At 43.8% G+C, this 26,128-nt stretch carries 18 protein-coding genes and 3 pseudogenes; 19 read left to right on the top strand and 2 right to left on the bottom strand.

Annotated features, from left to right (window positions below):
• The first annotated feature begins 24 nt into the window (after positions 1–24).
• The 14 genes and pseudogenes from EXU30_RS00780 (at position 25) to EXU30_RS00720 (ending at position 18,076) form a co-directional block, all read left to right on the top strand.
• On the top strand, positions 25–375 hold the full coding sequence (locus tag EXU30_RS00780) for a cytochrome c3 family protein (RefSeq protein ID WP_165398940.1): 351 nt from the start codon (positions 25–27) through the stop codon (positions 373–375).
• 260 nt (positions 376–635) lie between these two features.
• A complete protein-coding gene (locus EXU30_RS00775) occupies positions 636–3,428 on the top strand; it encodes a nitrate reductase (RefSeq protein ID WP_130597369.1) in 2,793 nt (930 codons plus the stop codon).
• Positions 3,428–4,297 (top strand): uroporphyrinogen-III C-methyltransferase, encoded by an 870-nt coding sequence (gene cobA, locus EXU30_RS00770; protein WP_130597368.1) that lies wholly within the window; start codon positions 3,428–3,430, stop codon positions 4,295–4,297. The genes EXU30_RS00775 and cobA overlap by 1 nt, the downstream gene beginning before the upstream one ends.
• Positions 4,298–4,369: 72 nt before the next feature.
• Complete coding sequence (locus EXU30_RS00765; protein ID WP_165398939.1) at positions 4,370–5,689, top strand: glycosyl transferase; 1,320 nt, start codon at positions 4,370–4,372, stop codon at positions 5,687–5,689.
• Between the two features lie 636 nt (positions 5,690–6,325).
• Positions 6,326–8,986, top strand: a complete 2,661-nt coding sequence (gene nirB, locus EXU30_RS00760; RefSeq protein ID WP_130597366.1) for a nitrite reductase large subunit NirB — start codon at positions 6,326–6,328, stop codon at positions 8,984–8,986.
• Complete coding sequence (nirD, locus tag EXU30_RS00755; protein ID WP_130597365.1) at positions 8,983–9,321, top strand: nitrite reductase small subunit NirD; 339 nt, start codon at positions 8,983–8,985, stop codon at positions 9,319–9,321. Before nirB ends, nirD begins: the two co-directional genes overlap by 4 nt.
• Positions 9,318–10,784, top strand: a complete 1,467-nt coding sequence (locus EXU30_RS00750) for a NarK family nitrate/nitrite MFS transporter (protein WP_130597364.1) — start codon at positions 9,318–9,320, stop codon at positions 10,782–10,784. The genes nirD and EXU30_RS00750 overlap by 4 nt, the downstream gene beginning before the upstream one ends.
• 9 nt (positions 10,785–10,793) lie before the next feature.
• Positions 10,794–12,710 (top strand): bifunctional protein-serine/threonine kinase/phosphatase, encoded by a 1,917-nt coding sequence (locus EXU30_RS00745; protein WP_130597363.1) that lies wholly within the window; start codon positions 10,794–10,796, stop codon positions 12,708–12,710.
• A 437-nt stretch (positions 12,711–13,147) separates the two neighbouring features.
• Entirely contained in the window at positions 13,148–13,687 is a 540-nt protein-coding gene (locus tag EXU30_RS00740; RefSeq protein WP_130603147.1) for a curlin, read from the top strand.
• Positions 13,688–13,705: 18 nt separating this feature from the next.
• On the top strand, positions 13,706–15,490 hold the full coding sequence (locus tag EXU30_RS00735; RefSeq protein WP_130597362.1) for a beta strand repeat-containing protein: 1,785 nt from the start codon (positions 13,706–13,708) through the stop codon (positions 15,488–15,490).
• A gap of 144 nt (positions 15,491–15,634) precedes the next feature.
• A complete protein-coding gene (locus EXU30_RS00730) occupies positions 15,635–16,267 on the top strand; it encodes a response regulator transcription factor (RefSeq protein ID WP_130597361.1) in 633 nt (210 codons plus the stop codon).
• On the top strand, positions 16,264–16,782 hold the full coding sequence (locus EXU30_RS00725) for a curli production assembly/transport protein CsgE (RefSeq protein WP_130597360.1): 519 nt from the start codon (positions 16,264–16,266) through the stop codon (positions 16,780–16,782). The genes EXU30_RS00730 and EXU30_RS00725 overlap by 4 nt, the downstream gene beginning before the upstream one ends.
• Positions 16,783–16,795: 13 nt before the next feature.
• Positions 16,796–17,122 (top strand): annotated as a pseudogene (locus EXU30_RS20335) (curli assembly protein CsgF); the annotation flags it as partial.
• Positions 17,123–17,218: 96 nt separating this feature from the next.
• Positions 17,219–18,076 (top strand): CsgG/HfaB family protein, encoded by an 858-nt coding sequence (locus EXU30_RS00720; protein WP_167869343.1) that lies wholly within the window; start codon positions 17,219–17,221, stop codon positions 18,074–18,076.
• A 187-nt stretch (positions 18,077–18,263) separates the two neighbouring features.
• Here the strand turns inward: EXU30_RS00720 and dacB are convergent, their stop codons facing one another.
• Positions 18,264–19,979 (bottom strand): D-alanyl-D-alanine carboxypeptidase/D-alanyl-D-alanine endopeptidase, encoded by a 1,716-nt coding sequence (gene dacB, locus EXU30_RS00715; RefSeq protein ID WP_130597358.1) that lies wholly within the window; start codon positions 19,977–19,979, stop codon positions 18,264–18,266.
• A 339-nt stretch (positions 19,980–20,318) separates the two neighbouring features.
• Between dacB and pssA the strand changes: the two are divergent.
• From pssA to EXU30_RS00690, 5 genes and pseudogenes are all read left to right on the top strand, one after another.
• A pseudogene (gene pssA, locus EXU30_RS00710) lies at positions 20,319–21,630 on the top strand (CDP-diacylglycerol--serine O-phosphatidyltransferase).
• Entirely contained in the window at positions 21,630–22,457 is an 828-nt protein-coding gene (locus EXU30_RS00705; protein WP_130597357.1) for a tRNA-uridine aminocarboxypropyltransferase, read from the top strand. The pseudogene pssA and the gene EXU30_RS00705 overlap by 1 nt, the downstream one beginning before the upstream one ends.
• 62 nt (positions 22,458–22,519) lie before the next feature.
• Complete coding sequence (locus tag EXU30_RS00700) at positions 22,520–22,852, top strand: hypothetical protein (RefSeq protein ID WP_130597356.1); 333 nt, start codon at positions 22,520–22,522, stop codon at positions 22,850–22,852.
• A gap of 83 nt (positions 22,853–22,935) precedes the next feature.
• On the top strand, positions 22,936–24,909 hold the full coding sequence (locus tag EXU30_RS00695; RefSeq protein WP_130597355.1) for a RecQ family ATP-dependent DNA helicase: 1,974 nt from the start codon (positions 22,936–22,938) through the stop codon (positions 24,907–24,909).
• Between the two features lie 57 nt (positions 24,910–24,966).
• Entirely contained in the window at positions 24,967–25,242 is a 276-nt protein-coding gene (locus tag EXU30_RS00690) for a hypothetical protein (protein WP_130597354.1), read from the top strand.
• A 150-nt stretch (positions 25,243–25,392) separates the two neighbouring features.
• Here the strand turns inward: EXU30_RS00690 and EXU30_RS00685 are convergent.
• Positions 25,393–25,730: pseudogene (locus EXU30_RS00685) on the bottom strand (ecotin family protein).
• Positions 25,731–26,128: the final 398 nt, after the last annotated feature.

Below are 26,128 nucleotides of genomic sequence, written 5' to 3'. Positions count from 1 at the left end.
TGTATCAAGTGTGTGGAGTTGGATGTGCATAAAAAGTTCTTGATGTCGTTAATCGTTGCTGCAATTGCGGCTAGTTCATTAGCCCCGGTTCAGGCTGAGCAAAACTTAGTTGATTTTCATATTGAGCGAGCTTCAAATGGCTGTGAAAGTTGCCATGAAAATGGTGAACCATCAGCAGATGGCCTTTATGAGTTTGACCAATGCCGGGCTTGCCACGGCACCTTGGATAAAATGTCAGGTATGCACCACCGGCCGCACAAGAATATGTATTCGTGCGCTGACTGCCACGCACCACATTACAACAATGTAGGTGAAATTCCTGGCTGTGATGACTGCCATTTAGATAAACGCAAAAGTAAAAGTCGTCGTAAATAGCTATTGAGTTTGATTAAGGCGCTAGCTGTATAGTTAGCGCCGTAGCAGCTTCAAATTTTCATAACCATTCTTTCCAATTGCTTTTATGTGCCAGTCTAGGATGAACATGATTGGTGCAATCTTGTGCACTTTAATTGCGCATGCAATTCAATTTTCCTAATTTTTTTTACTTAAATCACAATAATTCAATGACTTAACCGCTTGGCATAAGATTCGCTTTTAGTTGGTACGGCGTAATGTATTAACTAAAAAGGGATCAAATGACCAGTATCAATTCAAGCTGCGCATATTGTGGGGTAGGTTGTGGCGTTGAAGTGTCATCAAATCTCGATCAAGCATTACCTTTAGCGACGCATCAAATTGACAGTTTATCGCTAACAGGAATGGCTAAGCATCCAGCAAACCTAGGGCGTTTGTGTGCTAAAGGCGAAAATCTTCTCGCCAGTATTGAGCAGCCAACTAATCTTTTATATCCGCAAGATGCTAGCGGAAAGTCCATTTCATGGAATGATGCGATAAACACCATTAGCCAACGCTTTAATGAAGTCATTAGCGAGCATGGACCACAAGCGGTAGCCTTTTATTTATCTGGCCAGTTACTGACAGAGGACTATTATGTCGCCAATAAACTGGCTAAGGGCTTTATTGGTACGGCTAACGTGGATACCAACTCGCGCTTATGTATGTCATCAGCCGTGAGTGCTCATCAGCGAGCGTTTGGTGAAGACGTTGTTTCCGGCAATTATCAAGACTTTGAACAAGCAAGGGTTATAGTGCTTGTAGGTTCAAATGCAGCGTGGACACATCCTGTTTTATTCCAGCGCATGTTAGCTGCACGCAGTGCTAATGGGACTAAAATTGTCGTTGTTGATCCTATGGCAAGCGCAACCGCAAAACAGGCTGATGTTCATCTAGCGATTAAACCTGGTTGTGACCATCACTTGTTCAATGGCTTACTAAGTTATCTAGCCAAACATGATTTGATAGATGCCCCTTATATACAAGCGCATACTGAGCATTTTGACCAAGCGATTCAGCAGATTGCTACAGACTATCAAGATGCTGATATTGCCAAATTAACAGGGTTAAGTGCTGATCAAGTATTAGCGTTTTATCAGTTATTTGTTGCTCACCAACAAGTTATTACTGCGAGTTGTCAAGGGGTGAATCAATCAACCCTTGGGACTGACACAACCAATGCCATTATTAATTGTCATTTAGCCAGAGGTCAGGTAGGTAAACCAGGCAGTGGTTTTTTCTCTCTTACAGGTCAACCCAATGCCATGGGCGGGCGCGAAGTTGGCGGTTTAGCAACGCAGCTGGCTTGCCATCTAGGGTTCGCTGATAAAGAGCGCAGCCTTGTGGCCGAGCACTGGGAAGCCCCAAACATAGTCGGTCATAAAGGACTAACAGCGGTAGAAATGTTTGATGCAGTAGCAAGCGGTGAGATAAAAGCGATCTGGGTTTTAGGCACAAACCCTGCGGCGTCACTGCCTGATAGTCATAATGTATCCAAAGCGCTCGCCGATTGCCCGTTTGTTGTTGTGTCTGATGTGACGGCTGATACTGACACCGCTAAACTTGCTGATCTATTGCTGCCAGCACTGCCATGGTCGCAAAAAGATGGCACTGTCACCAACAGTGAGCGAACCATTAGTCGCCAGCGTGGATTTGTTATACCTAAAGGTGAAGCTAAAGCTGATTGGTGGTCATTGGCACAAGTTGCTAATGCGATGGGCTACGCTGGTTTCGAGTATCAATCTGCGTACGATGTGTTTGTTGAGCATGCCCAGCTATCGTCTAAGGTTAAGCAGGCCTATCCATATAAAGCATTCGATATCTCAGGTTTAGCATCAATATCCTATGAGCAATACCAAGCACTTAAACCTACTCAGTGGCCAATTAACGATACAAGCCAGGAGGGCACAACAGATCGCCGTGTATTTACTGACGGGCAGTTTGCAACTGAGACAGGTAAAGCACAGTTTGTTTATTCAAAGCAAACAAACCTTGAACGCAGTCCATCTCCAATAAACAAACAAAATCAGCTGCTTCTGAATTCAGGGCGCAGTCGCGACCAATGGCATACCATGACCCGCACGGGCCACATCGCCAAACTGCGAGGTCATCAAGTTGAGCCGACGATTGCTATGAGTCAGGCAACAGCTAATCGAGTCGGTGTTAGTCAAGACCAATTGATCCTTTGTCAGCCTGTCGTAAATTGTGTAAATGAAGACTATGTTTCTACAAAGAACAACGCGACTATTGCGCGTGTGGAAATTGACTCAAGTATCAGTGTCGACAGTGCATTTATGTCGATGCACTGGACCAAGCAGTTTAGCCGAGCTGGTGGTGTTAATCAGGCACTTGATAGCCGCTATGACCCATATTCAAAACAACCTGGATTTAAGCATCAAACCGTCGAAATTCTCGAAGCCGGAATAAAACTTCAGGGCACACTATTTGGCACTTTGGATTACGCACAAACTTCAGTCTATCAGGTGCAACATACACTGTATTCTGGCAGTTGTGTCCATCTAGGATTTGCCGTTGATCATGTTTCGCTGCTCAGTTCTCAGCGCAGTTTAAGCTGGACTGTGTCTTTGCCCCAGCAACAAATAAAAGTAGCTTGTGTAACTGAGAATAATTGTTTGTCGGGTTTGTTATTAACTTCGCAAGCTAAGGTGAATGTAGATTTAGAAGCGGTAGCAGCGTTAATTGGTCATGAGCTTGCGCCAGATTTACTTAAGACGCTGCACAGTTTGATCCGCGCAGGTAACAGTCCACTTGTTTGCTCGTGCACTGGCGTCTCGGTCGCAGACATTGATGCCGCTGTCCACCAGCAGTTAGATAATCAAGTTTTTGAGTCCGGCATTAAGTCTGCTGATTTTGGCAAGGCACTTGACGCTGTGCAGTCAAATTTAGGGTGTGGTCGTCAATGCGGTAGCTGCAACAGTGAAGTTAAACAATGTGCCGCAGACAGTTGGCAGATAGCACTGGGAGAAATGCAGCCGTATCAAGCCGAGAAACCTGCTAAGGAGGATGTTGCCTAATGACACACTTAACCAAATTAAATACAAGCAGACTTAGCGGAATTGAGGATAGATTTTGTAGCAGCCAACTCAGTTCGGGTGAAGTTGCTATTGTAGGCGCGGGTTGTGGTGAACTTGAGTTGCTCACTTTAAAGGCAGCGAATCGCGTACAAAATGCTGATGCATTGGTTTATGACAGTTTAGTTAGCGCTGAGATATTGACCTTAGCAACACCAGAGTGTGAGCGCCATTTTGTCGGCAAGCGATGTGGGCAAAGCAGCGCTAAGCAAGATGATATTAACGCATTGCTGCTTAAACTTGCGCTTAAAGGTAAAAAAGTCGTGCGTTTGAAAGGCGGCGATCCGCATATCTTTGGTAGAGGCGCGGAAGAAGCAATCTATCTTGCCAAGCATGGAGTAAAAAGCGAGTTTATCCCAGGAGTGACAGCCGCACTTGGCTGCGCATCGAGTACCAGTATTCCTTTAACTTATCGCGGCCATGCTCGTAGCGTTACCCTAATTACCGGTACGCGCATGTCTGAGCCGGGTTTCGAGCAAGCAGCAAAACAGTGGCGCGCTTTATTAGATGCAGAATCAACACTGGTTTTTTACATGGGCAAAGAGCAAGCACAGGCGATTAGCCATGGATTATTGAGTGCAAACTGTAAAGCTGATTTACCTGTTGCGCTGGTAACCAATGGCGGCAGGCGCGATCAAATTATTACCTACGCCAGTGTGAAAGATATGGCGAGCAAAGCTAAAACCATAACCCATCATGGTCCCACACTGATTGTTGTTGGTGAAGTGGTAAATGTAGGCCGCGCGCTAAATAAAATGCTAGGTACATTAGAGACACAAGCGCTAGAGACACAAGCACTGAAGCTAGCTTAGTTATTTGCAAATACCTTAATTAGATTGTACTCAGTCTCGCGCTTAATGTTCTTAAACTTGGAGTTAGCCTTAGTGATAAATACTGAAGCTGCACATACATCAAATCTTATAGATATTAAAAATCAGCTAGCAACAGTTGATTTTAAGCAATTGATCAAGGCGTTAGGCAAGGGCGTAAAAGGATCACGTAATTTAACCTTAGTCGAGTCGCAGCAGCTATTTGCTGGCTTTGCTTGCGGTTTAGTGTCGCAAGTGCAAATGGCCAGTGCGATGATGTTAATGCGCGTTCGCGGTGAGAGCGCTGAAGAAATTGCTGGTGCTGCAATGGCGCTCAAGCAATTGGTTTCACCTAGCTGGCAACAACTCAAGGTGGACATTGATTGGCCTGTTTATGCAGGCAAGCGAGAGCAATTACCCTGGTTGTTGCTCGCTGCAAAGCTGCTGGCTCAGCAAGGGCACAGGGTTTTGCTTCATGGCGATAGTTTATCCTTGGCTCATCGCCGCCACGTAGCCTGCAGTGTTAATGCGCTGGACATTAAAGCGGCTACCACAGCGGAAAAAGCACAATCTGCACTTACATCCGATAACATTGTCTATGTGGAAGCCCACGATATGTTACCTGTGCTTGATGATTGCCGAGCTTTGCATCAAGAGCTAGGTTTGCGCAGTTTAATTCAAATGGCGGTTCGTTGTGTGAACCCGACTAATGCAAGGCTGTCGCTGCGCAGTTACTTTCATCCAGGTCTGGATAAGCAGCATTTAGCGATCGCAAAAATCATGGCGAATGCGCAGCCTTTATCAAGTAATGGCCATAACAATTATGATCTGCTGGTCGCAACCTTTAAAGGGCTTCAAGGTGAAACCGAGATTAACCCGCGTGTGTCAACTAAGGTTAGTTGGCTAAATACTCAAGGTTGTTCGAATCAGTCACATTACCAAAAAGGTGTGATTAATGTTGGCACTCGTTTAGAAGCGTTTTTCGGTGCCAAAACAGGTCAGGCAGATCTCGATAGTGCTGAGCTTATGCATATTTGGCAACATGGTGAATTATCTGGATCAGCTAGCAAGCTTGAAAACGCGACTGAGATTTTTGAACAAGCGATGAGCAGTGTCGAGTCTAGCCTAGCACTGGTAATTAAACTGCTCGAATTAACTCAAACCGTGAAAGCCAACAATCCTACGATTACTAATTGTAGTGAGATTGAGTTAAGTACTGATGATTACGTCTATGTTCAAACGCTATGGCAACAACGGTATCAGCAAAAATGTAAAGCTAAACTGCAAGTTGCTCAGATGTACTCGCTTAGATGCACTTGCTTAGAAAGTATGAGTATTAAACCAGCGCGCAACGCTAGACCTCAATATCAAAGTTTAATAAACGTCTTATTATAAATTGGGTTGCGCTACCTTGACCTTCATCCCTAAATTAGGCTGATAGCTTATGGGCTGTATTAGTACTTGTAGACTTAATTTGTAAAGTACAGCTCTGTAGCATCACAGCTTCTCACCAAGCATATCTTTAACTCTTTAGTATTTACTGTTTTCAGCGATTACTCATTGCCTATTTTGACTATTTGCATGAACCGAGTCATCGCTTATTCCATCCTATCTAATTTCGCCTCTAATGAATATTTATTGTTACTCATCTCTGTTACACCCAACTATTCCTGTGGGGGGAAACTAAGGAGCAAATGCTTTGAATACGCCCCAAGCTACCCCTAAAGTGGTAGTTGCATTTGATTTTTATAGATATAAAACAGTTGGTTACGTGTTTTTGTTGTCGCATTCATTTGGTGCAGTTGCTCTCAATCGGAGCATTCTTTAATGCCTGGAAAATTGAATGTTTTGTTTTAACCTTTATTTAACAAGTGTTTAGTTGAACGTGCGCCTTGGCATGGTCGCTGCAAAGTCACAGCAGGATAGTTCAATAAAAGCACGGCGATAGTGAATAGCTATTCATTTGCTGGCCGGGCTAAAAATTAATTTGAACATAAATCGTGTGTGTAGTGGGGACAGAAGGAGCCGGAAATGGCAGACATAAAACCTAAGTTAGTCGTGATAGGTAATGGTATGGTTGGCCATCACTTTATCGAGCAAATTTGTTCGTTAAAGTTGCAGCAGAGCTTTGAGATACATGTATTTGGTGAAGAGCCTCGACCAGCGTACGACCGCGTACAATTATCTAAGTACTTTGAAACAAATAGTGCTGACCCATTGATGTTGGCAAGTATTGATGACTATCAAAGTCAGGATATCAATCTGCATTTAAATGCCAAAGTCACTGGCATAGATACCGAGTCTAAAACACTTACAACAGAGTCGGGCGAGTGCTTTTGCTATGACAAGTTAGTGTTAGCCACAGGCTCATTTCCTTTTGTCCCGCCAATTAACGGTAACGAACGTGAGCAGTGTTTAGTATACCGAACCATTGAAGACTTAGAGGCGATTACTGCCGCAGCGAATAAGTCTAAAGTCGGGGTTGTTGTTGGTGGTGGTCTACTCGGGCTTGAAGCTGCTAACGCTCTAAAGCAGTTAGGGGTTAAAACCCATGTGGTGGAGTTTGCACCTCAATTAATGCCAGTACAATTGAATGACAAAGCAGGTGAGCTGCTATGTAGCAAGATTGAAGATCTGGGTGTAAGCGTGCATACCTCTAAAGCTACCACAGCGATTATAGACGGCGAAACCGCGCTGCACCGAATGACTTTCAATGATGATACTTATCTTGAAACTGACATGATCGTGTTCTCAGCCGGTATTCGACCTCAAGATAGCCTTGCTCGCAGCTCAGGGATCGCGATTGGTGAGCGTGGCGGTGTCGAAATTAACGATGACTGTTTAACCTCGGCTAAAGATGTGTACGCGATTGGCGAGTGCGCATTGTGGCAAGGGCGCATATTTGGACTTGTAGCACCTGGTTATCAAATGGCTCGTGTCGTAGCATCACATATTGCGGCGGGCACCGATAGCGCGGCTCAAACTCAACAGTTTAAAGGCGCCGACATGAGCACCAAACTTAAATTGTTAGGTGTTGATGTCGCTGCCATTGGTGAAAGTCGCGGTTTTGATAATGCCCAATATGTTGAGCTTTCAGACAATCAAGCTGGCATTTATAAAAAGCTTTGGTTAGATGAGTCAGGCACGCTACTCAAAGGTGCAGTGCTAATTGGTGATAATGCTGATTACAACAAACTGTTAGATCTGTATTTGTCTCAAGATGAAATTGAAGGCTCAGCGGTAGATTTACTGCTAGCTGGCGCTGAAAGTGAAGCCGATTTAAAAGATACCTCGATTGTATGTTCCTGCCATCAAGTGACCAAGGGCGATATTGTTGAAGCGGTAAAAGCCGGTAGTCACAACATGCCGGAGATAAAAGCCTGTACCCGCGCGGCTTCAGGCTGCGGTGGCTGTGCGCCTTTAGTGCAAAAAATTATTGATCAAACGCTGGAAGCTGAAGGACTCGATTTCAATAAAGGCATTTGTGAGCACTTTGAGCATGACCGCCAGGCTTTGTACCACATTTGTAAAGTTGAAGGCATTAAAGACTTTGAGACCCTGATTAAAACCCATGGTAAATCAACAGATGGCCATCACTATGGTTGCGATATCTGCAAGCCAGCTGCTGCGTCGATATTCGCCAGCCTAAGTAACGACTATGTGCTCAATCAAGACTTATCACACGTTGCCTTGCAAGACACTAATGATGCTTATTTAGGTAACCTGCAAAAAGATGGCACTTACTCGATTGTGCCGCGTATTGCTGGTGGTGAGATCACCCCAGACAAGCTGATTGAAATTGGTCAAGTCGCTAAAGAATATGACCTCTATACCAAGATTACTGGCGGTCAACGTATCGACTTGTTTGGCGCTCAGTTAGCGCAATTACCTGAGATTTGGAAACGCCTTATTGATGCAGGTTTTGAAACGGGCCACGCCTATGGTAAGTCATTGCGAACGGTCAAATCATGTGTGGGTAGCACCTGGTGTCGCTATGGCGTACAAGATTCAGTTGGCATGGCGATCGCACTTGAAAATCGCTACAAGGGTCTTCGCAGCCCGCACAAATTAAAGTTTGCCGTATCAGGTTGTACCCGTGAGTGCGCTGAGGCACAAAGCAAAGATATCGGCGTTATTGCTTCAGATAAAGGCTGGAATCTATATGTTGCTGGTAACGGCGGTATGCGTCCACGCCACGCAGATTTATTTGCAACCGACTTAACCACCCAGGAGCTGTATACCTATATCGATCGTATCTTGATGTTCTACGTCAAAACAGCAGACAAGCTGCAGCGTACCTCAACCTGGATGGAATCATTAGAAGGTGGTCTTGAATACTTACAATCCGTAGTCATTGAAGATGCGTTAGGTGTTAACGCTGAACTAGAAGAGCAAATGGATCTGATTGTTGAACGTTATCAGTGTGAGTGGAAAACCAGTCTTGAAAAACCTGAGTTCCTGTCGAGATTCAACGAGTTTGTTAACCCAGACAGTGCACCTAAGGTTGCAACTCATCAATATCAACGTATTAGGGAGCAGCGCTTCCCTGCAGTTAATGCCGACAACTCACAAGGTGCTGGCAATATTGCGATTAAACAAATTCTAGATACTGATCCACAACAGCATGACCCACAACAGAATGATCAACAAAAAAATGAACAAAAAGCAGAGCAAATGGAGGAGCTAGTATGAGCTGGGTAGATGTATGTGACGCAACTAGCTTACCAAAAGGTACTGGTATTGCAGCTTGGGTTGAGGGAAGTGCAGTTGCTATTTTTGATCTAGGCGAAGATGGTTTGTTTGCGCTAGATAATATTGACCCAGCAACTGGGGTGAGCCTGCTCGCGAGAGGGTTAGTGTGTGATATGGACGGTAAGCTGTGTGTCGCTTCACCACTTTATAAGCACCATTATCAATTAAGCAGCGGCGTGTGTTTAGAAGATGACGCCTTGGTTGCCAAGCCTTATCAGATAAAAAATCAAAATGGCAAAATACTCATTAAAGCGAATGCTCAGGGGGATGTATGAGTAGCGAAAAATTCAATTTGTTTTCATTTAGTGGAAAAATGAAAATCATGCACCTTAGCTGGATGGCATTTTTTGTCACCTTTGTAGTGTGGTTTAACGCAGCGCCATTAATGAGCGTGATTGCCGACAGTTTAGGGCTAACCAAAGCCCAGATTAAAACGCTGCTTATTTTAAACGTGGCATTGACCATTCCGGCACGGATCATCATTGGTATGGTCACAGATAAATACGGCCCTCGATTAACTTATTCTGCATTGCTGGCGATCTGTTCCATCCCTTGCTTTATGTTTGCAGTAGCTGACAGTTTCGAGCAGTTAGCGATAGCGCGCTTTATGCTTGGTTTTATTGGTGCAGGCTTTGTGATTGGCATTCGTATGGTCAGTGAGTGGTTCCCTGCTAAAGAGCTAGGTACAGCTGAAGGAATTTACGGTGGTTGGGGTAACTTTGGCTCAGCTGCAGCAGCCTTTACCTTACCTGCAGTGGCATTAGCATTTGGCGGTGATGACGGCTGGCGTTACGCCATTGGTATTACCGGCCTAATGAGCTTGAGTTTTGCATTTATCTATTACTTTAATGTTACCGATACGCCAAAGGGGTCAACTTATTTTAAACCTAAAAAAGCAGGTGGCTTAGAGGTCACTAGCAAGAAAGACTTTATTTTGCTGATCATTATGAAGATCCCTATGTATGCCACTTTGGCGTTGCTGGGCTGGAAGTTATCTCCTGCAGGTGTCTCTATGCTAAGTAATGAGATGACCACAGCGATTTATGTTGGGCTTGTGGTGGTGTTTGCGTTTGATTTCTTTCAAACCTATCAGGTAAATAAGCATATCTTTGAAAAAGAAGTACCTGAGTTTGAGCGCTACGAGTTCAAGCAGGTTGCTGTGCTCAATGTGCTGTACTTCACTACATTTGGCTCAGAGTTAGCGGTTGTGTCTATGCTGCCATTATTCTTTGCCGAAACCTTTGAATTGGGTATGGCGCAAGCCGGTATGGTTGCATCGAGTTATGCGTTTATGAACCTCATGTCTCGTCCTGGCGGTGGGTGGTTAAGTGATCGCTTTGGTCGTAAGTCGACTTTGCTTATCTTAACTGCGGGTTTAGCGTTAGGGTATTTCTCGGTAGCGCAAATTGACGGTAGCTGGGCGTTGCCGCTCGCTGTAATTGTTGTGATGGCATGCTCTTTCTTTGTACAAGGCGGTGAGGGCGCAGTATTTGCTGCGGTGCCACTGATCAAGCGCCGTTTAACTGGGCAAATTGCGGGTATGACTGGCGCATACGGTAATGTTGGGGCGGTGTTCTTTTTAACCGTTTACTCTATGGTGTCAACGCAAACCTTCTTCTATGTCATTGGCGCCAGCGCAGTGTTTGGCTTTGTTACCTTGCTGTTTATGAATGAGCCAAGTGGTCATATTGCTGAGGTCAATGAAGACGGTGAAGTGACCCTCATTAGCGTGAGTTAGTTTTACTGTATGACAGTAAATAAGCTATCTAAACAAGTTACAGATAACCAGGCCTTAGGGTCTGGTTTATCTGCTTGTGATAGTTTTCACCCTCAATCCGTTCCTTCAAATCAATCTAATAGCACAGAGCACAATGACATCGAGCTACCAAGCCCTAACACAGGGTGTGAACAGACGATCGATCACTTAAGTCACGGTCAGTCATTAACCGTCACCGTTGGTCAAAGCTCTAACGCGGGTGTGAAAGCAGAAAATCAAGACGCCATTGGTATACGTATACCTGAAGGTCTGGCGCTTACTACCAAAGGCATTGTTAGTGTAATTAGTGATGGCGTGAGCACTGCTGAAGCTGCAGCTCAAGCATCGCAGATTAGTGTGACTAACTTTATTGCCGATTATTATTCCACACCCGATACCTGGGGGGTACAAACTTCAAGTACCAAGGTGTTAACCGCGCTCAACCGCTGGCTTTACGGCTTAGGTCAAGATTACCGCGATGCTCGCCGTGGCTTTGTGTGTACCTTTAGTGCGCTGGTACTTAAGTCTTGTTCAGCACATATTTTACATGCCGGAGATTCGAGGGTTTATCTATTTCGTGATGGTCAAATAAGCCGGTTAACACAAGATCATGTTACTGAGGTTAGTGGTAGCAAAACGTATTTGACACGCGCCTTAGGCATGGATGTCAAACTTAGCGTCGATTATCGCAAGCTGTCGATACGACAAGGCGATGTCTTCCTGCTCACGACTGATGGTATTCACGATGTGTTGACTGACAATGAGCTTGCAAGTCGGCTCAGTCGGTTTGTTCAAACTAACCAGTTCCAAGACAATGACTGTGAGCATTTTTGTCAGCAGTTGATCGCTAAAGCACTTGACTGCGCCAGTAATGACAACCTTAGTGCGCAGCTGTTGTTTATCAGTGACTTACCCGATCAACAAATAGAAGATGTTTACCAGCAACTTTCTGACAAACCGTTTCCTCCACCGATGAATGTCGGTAATAAGCTTGATGGCTATCAGGTTACGCACATCTTGCACCAATCTCAGCGTAGTCAAGTTTATCGAGTGGTGGATTCAGACGGCAATGCTTATTGCATGAAGACGCCTTCGGTTAATTATCTCGATGACGCGGCATACATTGAGCGCTTTGTACTAGAAAGTTGGGTAGGTAACCGGATTCAAAACCCAAACGTGGTTAAGGTTTGCCACAGCTCTCGGCACAAGTCTGCAGTGTATTACTTGACTGAGTTTCTGGGCGGTGTGAGTCTATCGCAGTGGATTGAGCATAATCCAAAGTCATCAGTCGAAACTGTATTTACATTTGTAAAACAAATAGAAGCAGGTGTCAGAGCATTTCATCGAAAAGAGACGCTGCATCAAGACTTAAAGCCGGACAATATTTTTGTTACCAGACAAGAACAGGTAAAGATTATTGACTTTGGTTCATGTTACATCAAAGGCATAGCAGAGATAGCAACGCCGCTGGTGCGAGACAAAATCCTTGGTACTGCTGACTATAGTGCACCAGAGCTAATACTTGGGTATCAGGCAGATAGTCGAGCCGATCTGTTTTCATTGGCAGTAATCACTTATGAAATGCTCGCAGGGCAATTACCTTTTGCGGGTAAACTTGCGCAATGCAAAACTCGTCATGATTATCTAAAACTTAGCTATATACCCGTGTATCAACCAAATCCTATGGTGCCAGAGTGGGTTGATGATGTATTACGTAAAGCACTATCAATAGAACCTAGTTTTCGTTTTGCTGATACTCATGAGTTTGTTCATGAGTTAACCCGCGTTAATTATCCAAGCCGAAAATCTGAATTTGTGCCGTTAATTCAGCGAGACCCAACACGGTTTTGGCAAGCTGTAAGCGCAATATTGCTAATGTGCTTACTATTGTCGATATTCTTCTTTTAAAAATCCTACTTATCACCTTTGAACATCACTATAGGGCGTAACATGTCGGTTGTTACAGGCTAAATTGCCCACTAATTGGTTTAGTTTTTTGCATAAGGGTTTACACCCTTTATGACTGTTTGGTCATAAATCTGCACATTTTTAGCGCAAAACGAACACTAAAAACCCGCGAAAGTAGTACTTGAGTTTACTTAGAGCGCTAAGGCAAGTTTTTCTTCACCTCTAATGTACTGATTTTTATCTAGTAAAATCCATCACTAATACTAAGGTGGGGTGATCAGATAAAAATAACAGTTAGGTCTATCAGCGTTTAATACTCGCAGCCGATTCAAGGCAGAATTTCCAGCGTCATAATATTGACACTCTCAACAACATTGTTGAATCAGCGTTTGAAAACAGGGGTTTTTAAACAAGGTTTAACGCAAGGGGCAGGACGCATGACCTTGAATAAACGTGAAAAGTTTAGTCACGTTACAGCTAGAGCAGGGATGCTTGCTTTAGCGTTGTGTTTGAGTTCCTTTCCAAGTTGGGGTCAGCAAGACTTAAGTGAGGTGGATGAACTAGGCCTGTATAACAACAGCGCTCGGGTCAACCAAGTGGGTGATGGTATGTCTACATCCCTTACTCAAGTCGGTGGCGATAATCTTGCGATTATTAGTCAATCTGGCTTTTCAAATCAGCTAGTGACAAATCAGCAAGGTTTTGACAACCAATTGTCGGCTACCCAATTTGGTAGCGATATAGAAGCAACTATTTTGCAAGCAGGTTTTGGTAATCGTGTGTTATCTAGCCAAAACGGTGAGCAGCTGTTGCTACATATATCTCAGATTGGAACGGACAATATTGCGGTCGTTAATCAGACCGGAATCGAGAATGCAATTCGGATCCAGCAGTACGGCTCTGGAAATGCTGTAGGTGTGACACAGTGGGGAAATTCACAAAATGTTGTGGTTACCCAAAGTAGTTTATCTAACTAAAGTAAAGGGAAATACGTGATGAAATATTCAAAAATCGCATTGCTAGTATCATCAATGATGATGGCATCTGGCGCTTATGCAAGTAATACAAATACTGCCACAGTTGGTCAAAATGGTGCTGGTAACTCAGTCACTGTGACTCAGCAAGTCAATAGCTCTGATAACACTGCTGAAGTTGACCAAACCGGTGATAGCAACGTCGCGACTGTAAGCCAGGCTGATACCAGCAATACTTTGGCCGACATTGATCAAACTGGTTCTTCTAACACTGCTAGCATTAGCCAGTTTAGTTCTACACAAACAGCGACAGCGACAATCAGCACAACTGGTGACAACAACGACGCATCAATTGTTCAGCGTTTTAATAATGGTGACAATGCTCAAGCATTAGTTAATCAAGTAGGTAGCGATAATGATGCAATCATTGATCAAAACAATGGTGATGGCGCTAACTCAACGATTAACCAGTTAGGCAGCGGCGACATGGCTGAAATCAGCAACGTTTGGTCTGATTATGCCGATGCAACCATCAATCAAAGTGTTGGCGGTGGTAACAACGCGTTTATTAGCCAAGACTCTTCAGATTATGCTTCTGCTACTGTTAATCAAGATGGCACTGGTAACCAAGGTACTATCACTCAATCTACTTCTACTTTCTTCCAGTCGAACACCGACGATACAGTAGCAACGCTTTCACAAACTGGTGATGGCAACATCGGTACTATCGATCAAACTGGTGTGTCTAATGATGCAACAACATCACAAAATGGTGTTGGTAATGACTCAGCAGTTAATCAGTCTGGTGATGATAACATGAGCATGCTGACACAAATGGGCGATTCGAATATTGCGACAGTTGCGCAATCTGGTGGCCTGAATGAAGCAACGGCTTCTCAAGATGGCATGGGTAACCAGTCTTCAGTCACACAGTCTGGTGACGATAATATGAGCATGTTGACTCAAACTGGCGATACTAACGTAGCAACTGTATTGCAATCTGGCACGCTTGCCTCTGCAACATTAATGCAATCAGGTATGGGCTCAATGGCTTTCGTTGACCAGTCTGGTGCATCAAACTCTGCAGATGTTGAGCAATCAGGTTCTATGCAAACAGCAACTGTGACGCAACTTGATAGTGAAAACATTGCTGATATCGACCAGCAAAACACAGGCAACTCTGCAACTGTTATGCAAAGCGGTAACTCTGGCGCAGGCTTTGGTAACTTAGCGACAATCAACCAAGTGGGTGATGGTGATACAGCTTCTGTAACTCAATTTGGTGATTCGAACGAAGCAGTTGTACAAACTTCTGGCGATAGCTTCTCAAATAACATCACTGTTTTACAAACCGGTGTGTCTAACTATGCTGGTGCCGCTTCTGAATTAGGTGGTTCGAGCTCTATCACTATTACACAAACAGGTAACGGTAACTCTGTAGGTAACCTTCCAGGTGCTGCTAACTACTATGGCGCTTCTATTGGTGCGGGTACCTATGGTAGTGACAACATTATCACGGTTGACCAAGTAGGTAATGACAACCAAGCATATGCTGATTCAGCTGATGTATCTTCGGTTGTTGATATTGACCAAACTGGTGACTTGAACACCGCTGTTGCTGAGTCTTGGGCTGGTACTGACAATGAGATCTTAATCTCTCAAACAGGTATGAGCCACAACTCTGATGTATTTGTTAGCGGTGCGGGTAACAACATGGTGAGCATTACGCAAACTGATGCGTCAAACAATGCCGCTGTGAATACCTTAGGTTCAGGTAACACAGTAACTATCGTTCAAGGTATGTAGTAATACTTTAGTCTAGGTAAGGGTGCGTAAGCACCCTTTAGACTAATTGTTACCCCCTAATTGACTTGATAATCTATGCGGGTGTTTTAGCACTTACTCCGTACTTAGTGTACTTCTACCATCGTTTCACATGGAGTGTTTAAGATGTTTAAAGTCGTAAATTGGATGATAGTTTCTCGTTCGCAAATGTTAGTCGATTTGCTTGAATGTCGTTGGCCACAGGAGTTTTTGGTTAACCTTTCAAAGGCAACACCTGGCGAGATGGCTCGTAAGTTACCCTTAAAAGCTGTATCTATGGTTGTGTTTGATTTATCAACGATTGACCTACAGCAAGCGTACCAACTACAGCGCTTAGTCGAGCGCGAGTACAGCCACACCCACACTGTATTTATTAATTTCCCTAAGCAAGTGGATGCGAAGTTTTTAATCCATCCAGCTACGACACTAGGGGCGTTTTACGCAGAGGCAAGTTTGGCAGAGATCAGCGCAGGCTTTAATGAGTTATTAAAAGGCCGTAGCGTGTTCCCTCAGGATTTACAGCAGTCAATGACGTGTAACGACATTGATGATGATTCAGAACAATTAACCATTCGCGAGCGCGAAGTACTCCAAGCATTGCTTAGTGGTAGTACCAATCTTGATATTGCGAATCGCCTATTTGTGAGTGAATCAACCATTAAAACCCACCTTTACCGTGCATTTAGGAAGATTGGTGTTTCTAGCCGCGGTCAAGCAATTGCTTGGGCGCAAACCCATATGCATGAGGTGAGAGTATGAAACCCCTAGTGTGGACAGCGCTGTGTTTTGCGCTTGTCCACACCAGTGTGCTTGCAGGTCCGGTCAACCACACCCCGCCTGAAGAACCTGAGCAAACGGGTAAAGCTGACGATAAGTATCTAAAACAGAAGCCTACTCAATCTCAGAGTATTAGTGATGCCACGCCCAAAGCAGAATCTGACTTAGTTGATGGGCTCATTCTCAATCGCGCCATGACCCGATTTGGACATCGATTTTATCGAGAATTTGTGAGTGCATATCGAGACATTAACGGCACAAGTCAGCATTCAGGGCTCACTATTAAAGAATTCGCTACTGCTCGCAGCGGCAGTAAGCTCAGCGTGATGCACAACCGCAAACCGATATTTGTGACTTTCGTGTCACCCGCGTCACGCAATATTGATCGACAAGCTGCAGGAGCGGCTAAGCATGTTGATGCCTTATTAAAGAAGCATCAGCAGCAGTCAAAGTGGAGCGCATTTACCGACCCGGATCTTGCGCCAGACGAAATATAAGCAGGGACAGCACATGAAAAAATTCACATTAATTGCAGGCTCTACAGCCTTGCTATTATCAGTAACGCTTTCGAGTTCAACTCAAGCGACACAATTGGTATATACCCCGGTTAACCCAGCTTTTGGTGGCAATTACCTTAATGGCTCGTACCTGCTTGCCAACGCGTCGGCTCAAAACGAGCATACGGGTGGTTCGGGTTATACGCCGCCGTCAGCACTTGACCGCCTTGCGAGTTCATTGCAATCACGATTAATGAGCCAGCTGTTTAATGATGCAGCCAACGGCGGCGAGGGCTATTTAAAAACAGATGACTTTGAGATCAACGTCGTCAATGAAGACGGCTCACTACTTGTGCATATTACTGACTTACTGACCGGTGAGACCACCATTATTGAAGTAGGCGGAATTGTCGGTAATGAGACAACCGGGGGTAATATGAAAAAGCTAATCGTATTATCGATTGCGGCTCTATTGGCTGCATGCTCATCGGTTGAAAGCGAGTTCGAAGGTATTGAGGCGACAACCAGCTTGATGCCAAAGGGTGAGACCTATCAAGACTTGGTGAGTTTACCTATGCCTCAAGGAGTTATGGTTGCTGCGGTTTATGACTTTCGTGATCAAACGGGGCAGTATAAACCGATCCCATCGAGTAACTTCTCGACCGCAGTACCTCAAAGTGGCACGGCATTCCTTTCACAAGCATTGAACGACTCCTCATGGTTTGTACCAGTAGAGCGTGAAGGACTTCAAAACCTGTTAACTGAGCGTAAGATTGTTCGCGCAGGCTTAAAAGGTAATGCTAACGGTTTACCGCAACTTAATAGCGCTCAGGTGTTAATGGAAGGCGGCATTGTTGCCTACGACACTAACGTAAAAACTGGCGGTGCAGGCGCAAGGTATCTTGGTATTGGCGCTTCTGGGCAATATCGTGTTGATCGTATCACTGTAAACCTACGCGCCGTTGATATCCGTACAGGTCGCTTGCTGAGCAGTGTCACTACTACAAAGTCGGTGATATCAAAAGAGATCACCGCTGGCGTGTTTAAGTTTATTGATGCTCAGGAACTATTAGAGGCCGAAGCTGGCTTTACCTCAAACGAGCCAGTGAGCCTTTGCGTTGCAGCCGCCATTGAAAGCGCCGTAGTGCATCTCATCGCAGATGGTATTTGGAAAGGGTCGTGGAACCTACTCGATGAAAAGAGTGGTCATGCAAATCCTGTATTACAAAAGTATTGGTTAGAGGCGCACTCAGAGTCTAAAGTGAGCATGCGCATTAACCAAAGTAACAGCTAATCATTTAGGTAAGTTAACCGTTCAATTATCTATGCAATTAAGACTCTCGACGTTATGTCATCCTCTTTGCCCAATCAAATGATTGGGCTTTTTTTGTTGTTATTACTGTGAGTAGAGGGGACTTCAACTGTGCGAATTTTTGTGGTCTCAGTTGTGAATGCAGTTGTGATAGTGGCTGTAGTGTTAGTTAATCAATAAACAGCTCAGGCAACATATTTTCTATTAAAGTTGGCTTGGCTTCATCGGCTGGATTTATGCCATTTTCAAGTAACACAAATAATATGTCGCCGTGGGACTGTGTTTTGGCAAGTCCAATAAGGTTGTTAACCCCATGCATACTGCCTGTTTTGGCAAATACTCGACCTTTAATTGCTTGTTGTTGATACAGAGGTTTGTGCTTAAGTGTGCCAGATAAGCCACTCACCGGCATAAGATTGTAAAACTCATCGCCATATTGACTGTATGCCGTCTGCAGAATTTGCTTAAGGTGTTGAGCGCTTGTCATGTTGTAGCGCGATAGCCCTGAACCATCGACAAAATGGCTGCCACTTGATTCAATGCCAGCTTTCTTTAGTAACTGCTTTATTGCTGATGTTCGATTGAAATAGCTTCCTTGTTGGGTCAGGCCTGACTGCATTGCTACTGACGTAAGCAAGGTTTCTGCAATGAGGTTGTCTGACTTTTGCAACATGGTGCCAATAAGGACATTTAGTGGCTCAGATTGATGTTCAGCAACTAAGAATGGAAAAGTATTTCGTTCGTTGTCATTAACTTGTGGAATTAAGTTTGTACCTGCTAATAAGCTCGGCGCGTTGGCGTTGGCGTTGGCGTTGGCGTTGGCGTTGGCGCGGGAGTAGGGAGAGTTAACAATAACCCCGCCATCGGTATTGTTTGAACCAATCACAAACGCTCGAGTCATACCATCAATTAAGGTTAACGCATAACTGTCTGGGTCTGTGATTGCCAAGTTCAATGGCAGTTTGAGGCGATTAGCAAAGCAGCCCTTAATTTGATACTCGTTGTCGGTGGCAAGACTCATCGACAGCTCACAAGGGTTATATTGCGTATCACTATACCTTTCAAACCAAGCGTCAGATTTGATATTTATCACTTGATTTAACGCTTGCCCCAAGTATCGCTTTTGCTCGGCATTTGGTTTTAGTGAAACTTTAGCTTTCTGTTGGTAATCATTTGCTGTTAGTTGAGCGCGAATGCAGTTGCCATCGATAACCACACCTTTGTTAGCTGCGCCGTAGCAAATACCAAGGTCGTCCCACACCCAGCCAGCAGGGTAACTAGTGTCAATAAAGTCGCGCTCAACATACAAGTTACCATCAATTTTTTTCACGCCTAATGCGTTTAGGTGGTCGAATAGTCCCGCTAACTGTTTGCTGGTTAAACTTGGGTCGCCTGAAAATACTAGCTTCAAGTCTCCACTGTAGTATCCATACTCATCAGTATATTGAGTTATAGGTGTCGAAGAAAGAAGCTGGGTTTTATATCGAAAATTTTCATCTTTGTTTTGCTGTAGGTTATCTAGGGCAAGCAGCGCGGTGAGCGTTTTAGTAACGCTAGCAGGTTGCATTATGTGCTTGCTTTGATAGCTCACTAGTGTCTGATTTGACTCTGGATGCCAAATTAGCGCGCTTACGTGGCTGCTCGAAGCACTGGTATATGACTCAACTACAGCTTGTAACCGCTTAGATAAATTATCGGTTTTAGTTAGGCTTGCCAACTCAAGTTTATCTGCGCCGAGCGGCTTAGCATCGACAGTTTTTACAGGGCTACTAGCCTTGGCTGTGGGAGTGGCTAGCAGCAATGCTGTGGTGAAAATAGCCACTGCTTTATGGATTATAAAGGCAGGGCGGGATGCTGGAGTTAGTACCTTAGATTGCTTAACCACAAGAATGAGCCTGAAATGTAAAATTACCTAAGATGGTAACCAATGCAATCAAGACTTGCCATAAATGTTAGTTAACATAGCAATACTGTATAAAAAGGCGACAAAAAACAAAATATTGCAGTTTGATGTCAGAAATTACTTGTCCACGCCTTGCTATATGAGTAGGTTGTAACTCAAAATTGATTTAATAATATTTATTAGTGCACCAACAGCAATTAGCAACTAAACAAATTCCGTTTATTGCTTGTATTTTGCGTGGTTGTTTTCGAGTAATTCGCCTTTTAAAAGTATCATCTTTGATACCTTGCGAGACTCAATGTGCAAGTTAAGGAGGATGCCTTGCTGAATAAGCTAGGTGGAATTGCAGTTAATGCTGATGCATTAAGCTGGTTACTTACCCGAAGAATTTCAAGCAGACGCTGCTGGATAAAATCCAGCAGGCTAAGCATTCAATCTCTATCTCTGCTTTGTATGTCGAAGATGATGAAGCGGGCCGCGAAGTATTACACGCACTTTATGCAGCGAAAGCGAATAACCCTCTGCTTGAGGTTAATGTGCTGGTGGACTTTCACCGCGCTCGTCGTGGACTAATAGGCCACAAAGGCGATAGTGGCAATTATATCCTTTATCGCAAGCTAAATGACGCTGCTGCTCACCCAATTAATATTGTTGGTGTACCGGTTAAATCACGTGAGTTCATGGGCGTGTTGCACCTAAAAGGATTCATCATTGACGATACTGTGATCTTTAGTGGTGCGAGTCTTAACAATATTTACCTGCAACAAGGTGACAAATACCGTTTCGATCGTTATCACATGGTGGAATCAGCAGAATTAGCCAAGTCGATGAATGATATGATCAAGCGTTACATTCTGTCTGATCCTGCAGTCACTTCGTTAACTCAGTCTGCTGACACCGAAGTCTTGCCTGATAAACAAACGATCCGTAGTTTTAAACATCGCTTATCAAAAGCGCAATATGAGTTTGAAGCTACGCGTATTGGCAACCGGATCACGCCGATTGTTGGCCTTGGGCCAAAGAAAAACAAACTTAATGATGCCGTAGTTAACATCGTGAATCAGTCTGAAGATCATTTATTTATCTGTACCCTTACTTCAACCCACCGAGAGCACTTAACCGAGCACTTTCAAAACATTTAAGAGACGGTAAGAAGATAGATATTGTGGTTGGTGATAAAACGGCTAACGATTTTTATATTCCGCCAGAAAAACCGTTTTCTACCATCGGTGCATTGCCATATATGTATGAGCAGATGTTACGTAAATTTGCTAAGCGTCAGCAGTGGGCGATTGAAAATGGTCAGCTCAATATTCATTTGTGGCGTCACGACATCAATAGCTATCACCTTAAAGGGATCAGCGCCGATGACAAAACACATCTGATCACCGGCTCTAATCTTAACCCGAGAGCCTGGGCGTTAGATCTAGAAAATGGCCTGATGGTGCATGATGAGTCAGGTGTGTGGAAAGAGCAGTTCAAGCAAGAGCAAGCGCATATTCTTGAGCATACTCAACGATTGTTCCATTACAGTCAGATAGATACCTTGCAAAACTATCCAGCGCCAGTGAAGAAGATCATGAATCGTATTCGACGCATAAAAGCTGACTTTTTACTACGCCGTATCCTCTAATGCGTAGCTCCAATAAACCACCTCAAGTAGACGTTGTAGAGCAGCTGCTAAAAACGTCTCCTGCAATTAAAGAGCCTGTGCATGCTGTGCACAGGCTTTATAATTATCGCAAGGCGTTATCAACTAAGCCGTTTACTGCGCGTGGTAAAAAGTTAATACGCTGCCCTAAATGCCTACTTGGCGTGCAATTTTGTACCTGCGAGCATCGTAAGTTCTTGTCCACTAATATTAGTGTCATGCTAATTATGTACGACGATGAAGTGCTAAAACCGACAAATAGTGGTCGCTTGATTGCCGATCTTATTCCTAATACTTCGGCATATTTGTGGTCGCGCACAGAGCCAAACCCTGACATGCTAGCGCAACTTGCCGATCCGCAATATCAGGTGTTTTTGGTGTTCCCAGAGCAGTATATCGGGTCACAGCAGGCGATTTATAACCAAATAGATGCAAGCGTTTTAGCGCCAGATAAAAAGCCGTTATTGGTGTTTTTGGATGGCAGCTGGCGTCAAGCGATTAAGATGTTTCGTAAAAGCCCGTATTTGCATACACTTAGTGTACTTTCTATCGCGCCATCGCAACTTGCTACCTATGCGCTACGTAAAGGAAGCCATGAGTTCCAACTCGGTACTGCCGAGGTTGCAGCGCTTGCGCTCGAAGCCGCTGGTGAGCGAGAAAATGGTGCGGCGTTGACGGCTTGGTTTGATTTATTTGTAGAATCTTCATTGCTTGGGCGTAACCGCAGGCAAAAAGAGATAATCAAGCCAATTGAGCTATACATCAATAACTTTAACGATGCGGTTAAAAAGGCTGCCAGTAGAAGTTAGTGGTACTTATATAAGATTGCGTAAGATTGAGTAAAAAGAAGAATTACGAGAATAATTAGACCATGGCAAATGAAGCAGTTAAGCAACTTACCATCTTGTATCGGCTTGAACCTGGGTGTTTAGGGCCGGATGGTGTTGATCATATTGAAGCATTTTGCCTTTTGGTTCAAAAAGCGCTGGCAGCGAAAGGCAATGTTCACTACAAATGGCAGGTTGTGCCTAGGTTTGATAAATCAAAACCTGAAATTCAGTTTACGCTAAATGGCAAAAGTCTCACTGAACAACAAGCGCAAAAATACTTGAGCATGCTAACTATAGAGCTAGATAACGTCATCGATGGTTTTGAAGATATGCTCACTAAGATGATCAATCAGTATATTGCCCGTAAAGCTTAAATTGAGCAGTGGTTATACTCACTCGTTAAGCTGCTATTACCTAGCAGCTTACTTTTTACTTGAGGCAAGGGAGTATGCTCAACATGTCAAATAACACTTTCAATCAACCAGATAACCTTCATCTTGAGTCGCAGCTGCAGCAGTGGTTTGGCTTCAGCCAGTTTAATCTTGGTCAAAAGCAGGTTATCCAACACTTGCTCGCAGGGCAATCTTCACTGGCAATATTCCCAACAGGTTCAGGCAAATCACTTTGTTATCAATTCAGTGCTTTATGTTTACCTAATGTCACCTTGGTAGTTTCGCCGCTGCTTGCGCTGATGAAAGATCAACTGGCGTTTTTAGCGAGCAAAGGGGTTAGTGCCGCGAGTATTGACTCAACCTTAACGTTTGAGCAGACCAAAGATGTCATGCAAGGGGTTAGAGAAGGGCAAATTAAAATTTTGATGGTGTCAGTAGAGCGATTTAAAAATGAACGATTTAGGCGTTTTCTTAGCTCTATTGCGATTTCGATGTTAGTGGTTGATGAAGCGCACTGTATTTCTGAGTGGGGACATAATTTTAGACCTGACTATCTAAAGCTGCCGCAAATCCGTACAGAGTTTAATATTGCTCAGGTTTTATTGTTAACAGCAACGGCCAAAAGACAAGTTAAACTTGATATGGCTGCCAAATTTGGCATAAATGAACAGTGCATAGTGCAAACTGGATTTGAGCGCAGCAATCTGCACCTGCAAGTCATGGCAACACCTGAACATCACAAGCGTCAGCAATTACTGGCTTCAATTACACCTCATCAGCAACAAGGTAATGCCGGTATTGTGTACGTGACGTTGCAGCAAAGCGCTGAAGATCTTGCGAGTTTTTTAACGAGTAATGGCATTGAGGCTCAGGCATACCACGCAGGCCTGGATACGTCGCAGCGTGAACAAATTCAAGATGATTTTATGTCAGGTGCTGTGAATATAATTGTTGCAACCATCGCATTTGGTATGGGTGTAGACAAAAGTGATATTCGTTTTGTTATTCATTATGACCTGCCTAAGTCCATTGAAAATTATAGTCAGGAAATCGGCAGAGCAGGGCGTGATGGTAAAGATTCACAGTGTATTACGCTTGCTAACAAAGATGGCATTAATACCATTGAGAATTTTGTTTATGGTGATACACCTCAGAAAGATGATATAGCTGAACTAATCAAAATAATTCATCATAATGTTGATTCTGGCGTTTGGGAAATGCAAGAAAGCGCTATTTCTAGCCAAACCAATATCCGACTTTTAACATTAAAAACCTTGTTGGTTCAGTTGGAAATTCGCGGCGTGCTTCAGGCCAGTTACGCCTATTTCGCCGATTTTAAGTATAAGTTTGAGCTAAGCGAATCTGAGATCTTGGCTAAATTTAATGCCGAACGCCAGCAATTCTTAAAACAAATATTTGAGTTCACAGCATTTAAGAAAATCTGGGGACAGTTAGACTTTAATGCACTGCAACAAACCTTTGGTCACGAGCGCTCTCGCGTGGTAGCCGCGCTAGAGTATTTATCTGAAAAAAATATGATTAGCCTAGAGACTAAAAAAATCACCCAGGTCTATAAGGTGAATCAGCAGTTACTCGCCGAAAACAATTTAGTCGATGAGTTAACTGCGTATTTTGCTGATACCGAGCACAAAGAAATCGCTCGCATCCATGCGTTGGTCGCGTTTTTCGAAACTGACCAATGTATCAGTTATCGCCTAGCACAGTATTTTGATGATCATAACGCAGCGGTACAATGCGGGCGTTGTAGCGTGTGTCTGGGTAATGCTCAAGTGTTGCCTGAAACTCAGCAATCAGCTGTGTTGAACGATCAAATCATCAAGGGTTATATCGACGAATTTTGCCAGTTAGCCCAGGATAAAGGCTTTAGTGCGCCCGATGCTTATACCAAAACTAAATTCCTGATTGGCATGGTGATGCCAAGATATTCGAGGGCTAAAGTACGCCAGCTAACAGGGTTTGCCACATGTCAGCATATTCGTTTTGAACATGTCTTGGCTCAAGTGAAAAAACTGGCTTAAGTGCGCCGAGCAACATAAATTGAGTAACACAGTAACCTAGTAAAATATTCAATAACGATGAAACCACAAGCAGAAGAACTACTTAAAAAGCACGACAAATTGATCCACAGCGAAGGGTTAACGGTTGAATCTCATACTCAAAGAGAGCAGGGAGAGTGGTTTATTCAAACGTTAATGCTAAAAGGCTATCAAGTCCCATTTAAGTACAAGCGCACTAAAAAGTATAAAAGTCTGGCGGGGCAGAAAGTCAGTTTAGTGTACTACCCAGCAGTAGAACAGGTTGCGGGGTTTGAGGTTGAAGTGATGCAAGTAGTGCGTATTCGCCGCTATTAGCCTCATTACGGTTTGCACAAAAATAGCGAGACCAACCTTAGGTAGATTTGTCTCGCTATTTTTCACAAAGTAAACCTTGCTAGTTTCAACAGTTCAATACCGTGACGCTCAGCTTATTAAAACTAGTTTTATCTTTTGAACTATTGGTAGCTATTTGTTTGAGTCTTGGTATTGATCACCCGTTTGCCAAACTCGATACTTAAGTTCTACATCAGCTGGCAGGTAAAATACCTTAGGTAAACGGCTGTCGTATTTAATCGTAAATGGCTCATTGATTGGAATGAACTTGTTAGTTTTTGGTTCATTACACATCATCATGGTCGACATGCCAGGCGAATAATCGGTTAATTCATAGTAGCTATAACCCCAGCCCTCAAGGTTTCTTGTGGCTAGCTCCCCCAAAGACCGCGCAGATTACAGTCTGCAAGCATTGTTTTACCAAGTTGAAACTCAACCATATACCTGGACTCATCGGTTAACGGCGGCATTTCAATGATATGTTGCTTCATGCCAGAAACTGGTGCAGGAAACATCTTGATAGATTCGATAGGAGCATGAGTCGTAGGTTGGTAAACATATGTGTTCAACGATACTTGCTCACTTGAATCGGTACTTGCACAGCCCGAAAGCAGTGCTGTTGTGGCAATTGTCAAAGCAGCAAGTAGCTTTTTTGATGAGCCGATATAAGAGGCAATGCTTGATTGAATTGGTAGCGCAAAAGTAGTTGATGTCTTGTTATAGGTCATAATAGTTCCTTGCATAACATATCATTGGGTAGTTTTATTGCTATAAACGCAGCCGAACAGAAAAAGGGTTAAATAATTTAAAAATAAATATAGCTTAGCTTTCAGCATTCGCAGATACAAAAAAGCACCTAGTAAATCTG

Origin of the sequence: Shewanella maritima (genome assembly GCF_004295345.1) — a bacterium.
In the GTDB taxonomy this organism is placed as follows: Bacteria; Pseudomonadota; Gammaproteobacteria; order Enterobacterales; family Shewanellaceae; genus Shewanella; species Shewanella maritima.
This window is presented reverse-complemented; position numbering and strand designations above follow the sequence as displayed.

Coding starts and splice junctions, on each gene's coding strand:
- EXU30_RS00775 (WP_130597369.1), top strand. CDS start 636: ATGACCAGTATCAATTCAAGCTGCGCATATTGTGGGGTAGGTTGTGGC.
- cobA (WP_130597368.1), top strand. CDS start 3,428: ATGACACACTTAACCAAATTAAATACAAGCAGACTTAGCGGAATTGAG.
- nirB (WP_130597366.1), top strand. CDS start 6,326: ATGGCAGACATAAAACCTAAGTTAGTCGTGATAGGTAATGGTATGGTT.
- nirD (WP_130597365.1), top strand. CDS start 8,983: ATGAGCTGGGTAGATGTATGTGACGCAACTAGCTTACCAAAAGGTACT.
- EXU30_RS00750 (WP_130597364.1), top strand. CDS start 9,318: ATGAGTAGCGAAAAATTCAATTTGTTTTCATTTAGTGGAAAAATGAAA.
- EXU30_RS00745 (WP_130597363.1), top strand. CDS start 10,794: ATGACAGTAAATAAGCTATCTAAACAAGTTACAGATAACCAGGCCTTA.
- EXU30_RS00740 (WP_130603147.1), top strand. CDS start 13,148: ATGACCTTGAATAAACGTGAAAAGTTTAGTCACGTTACAGCTAGAGCA.
- EXU30_RS00735 (WP_130597362.1), top strand. CDS start 13,706: ATGAAATATTCAAAAATCGCATTGCTAGTATCATCAATGATGATGGCA.
- EXU30_RS00730 (WP_130597361.1), top strand. CDS start 15,635: ATGTTTAAAGTCGTAAATTGGATGATAGTTTCTCGTTCGCAAATGTTA.
- EXU30_RS00725 (WP_130597360.1), top strand. CDS start 16,264: ATGAAACCCCTAGTGTGGACAGCGCTGTGTTTTGCGCTTGTCCACACC.
- EXU30_RS00720 (WP_167869343.1), top strand. CDS start 17,219: ATGAAAAAGCTAATCGTATTATCGATTGCGGCTCTATTGGCTGCATGC.
- EXU30_RS00705 (WP_130597357.1), top strand. CDS start 21,630: ATGCGTAGCTCCAATAAACCACCTCAAGTAGACGTTGTAGAGCAGCTG.
- EXU30_RS00700 (WP_130597356.1), top strand. CDS start 22,520: ATGGCAAATGAAGCAGTTAAGCAACTTACCATCTTGTATCGGCTTGAA.
- EXU30_RS00695 (WP_130597355.1), top strand. CDS start 22,936: ATGTCAAATAACACTTTCAATCAACCAGATAACCTTCATCTTGAGTCG.
- EXU30_RS00690 (WP_130597354.1), top strand. CDS start 24,967: ATGAAACCACAAGCAGAAGAACTACTTAAAAAGCACGACAAATTGATC.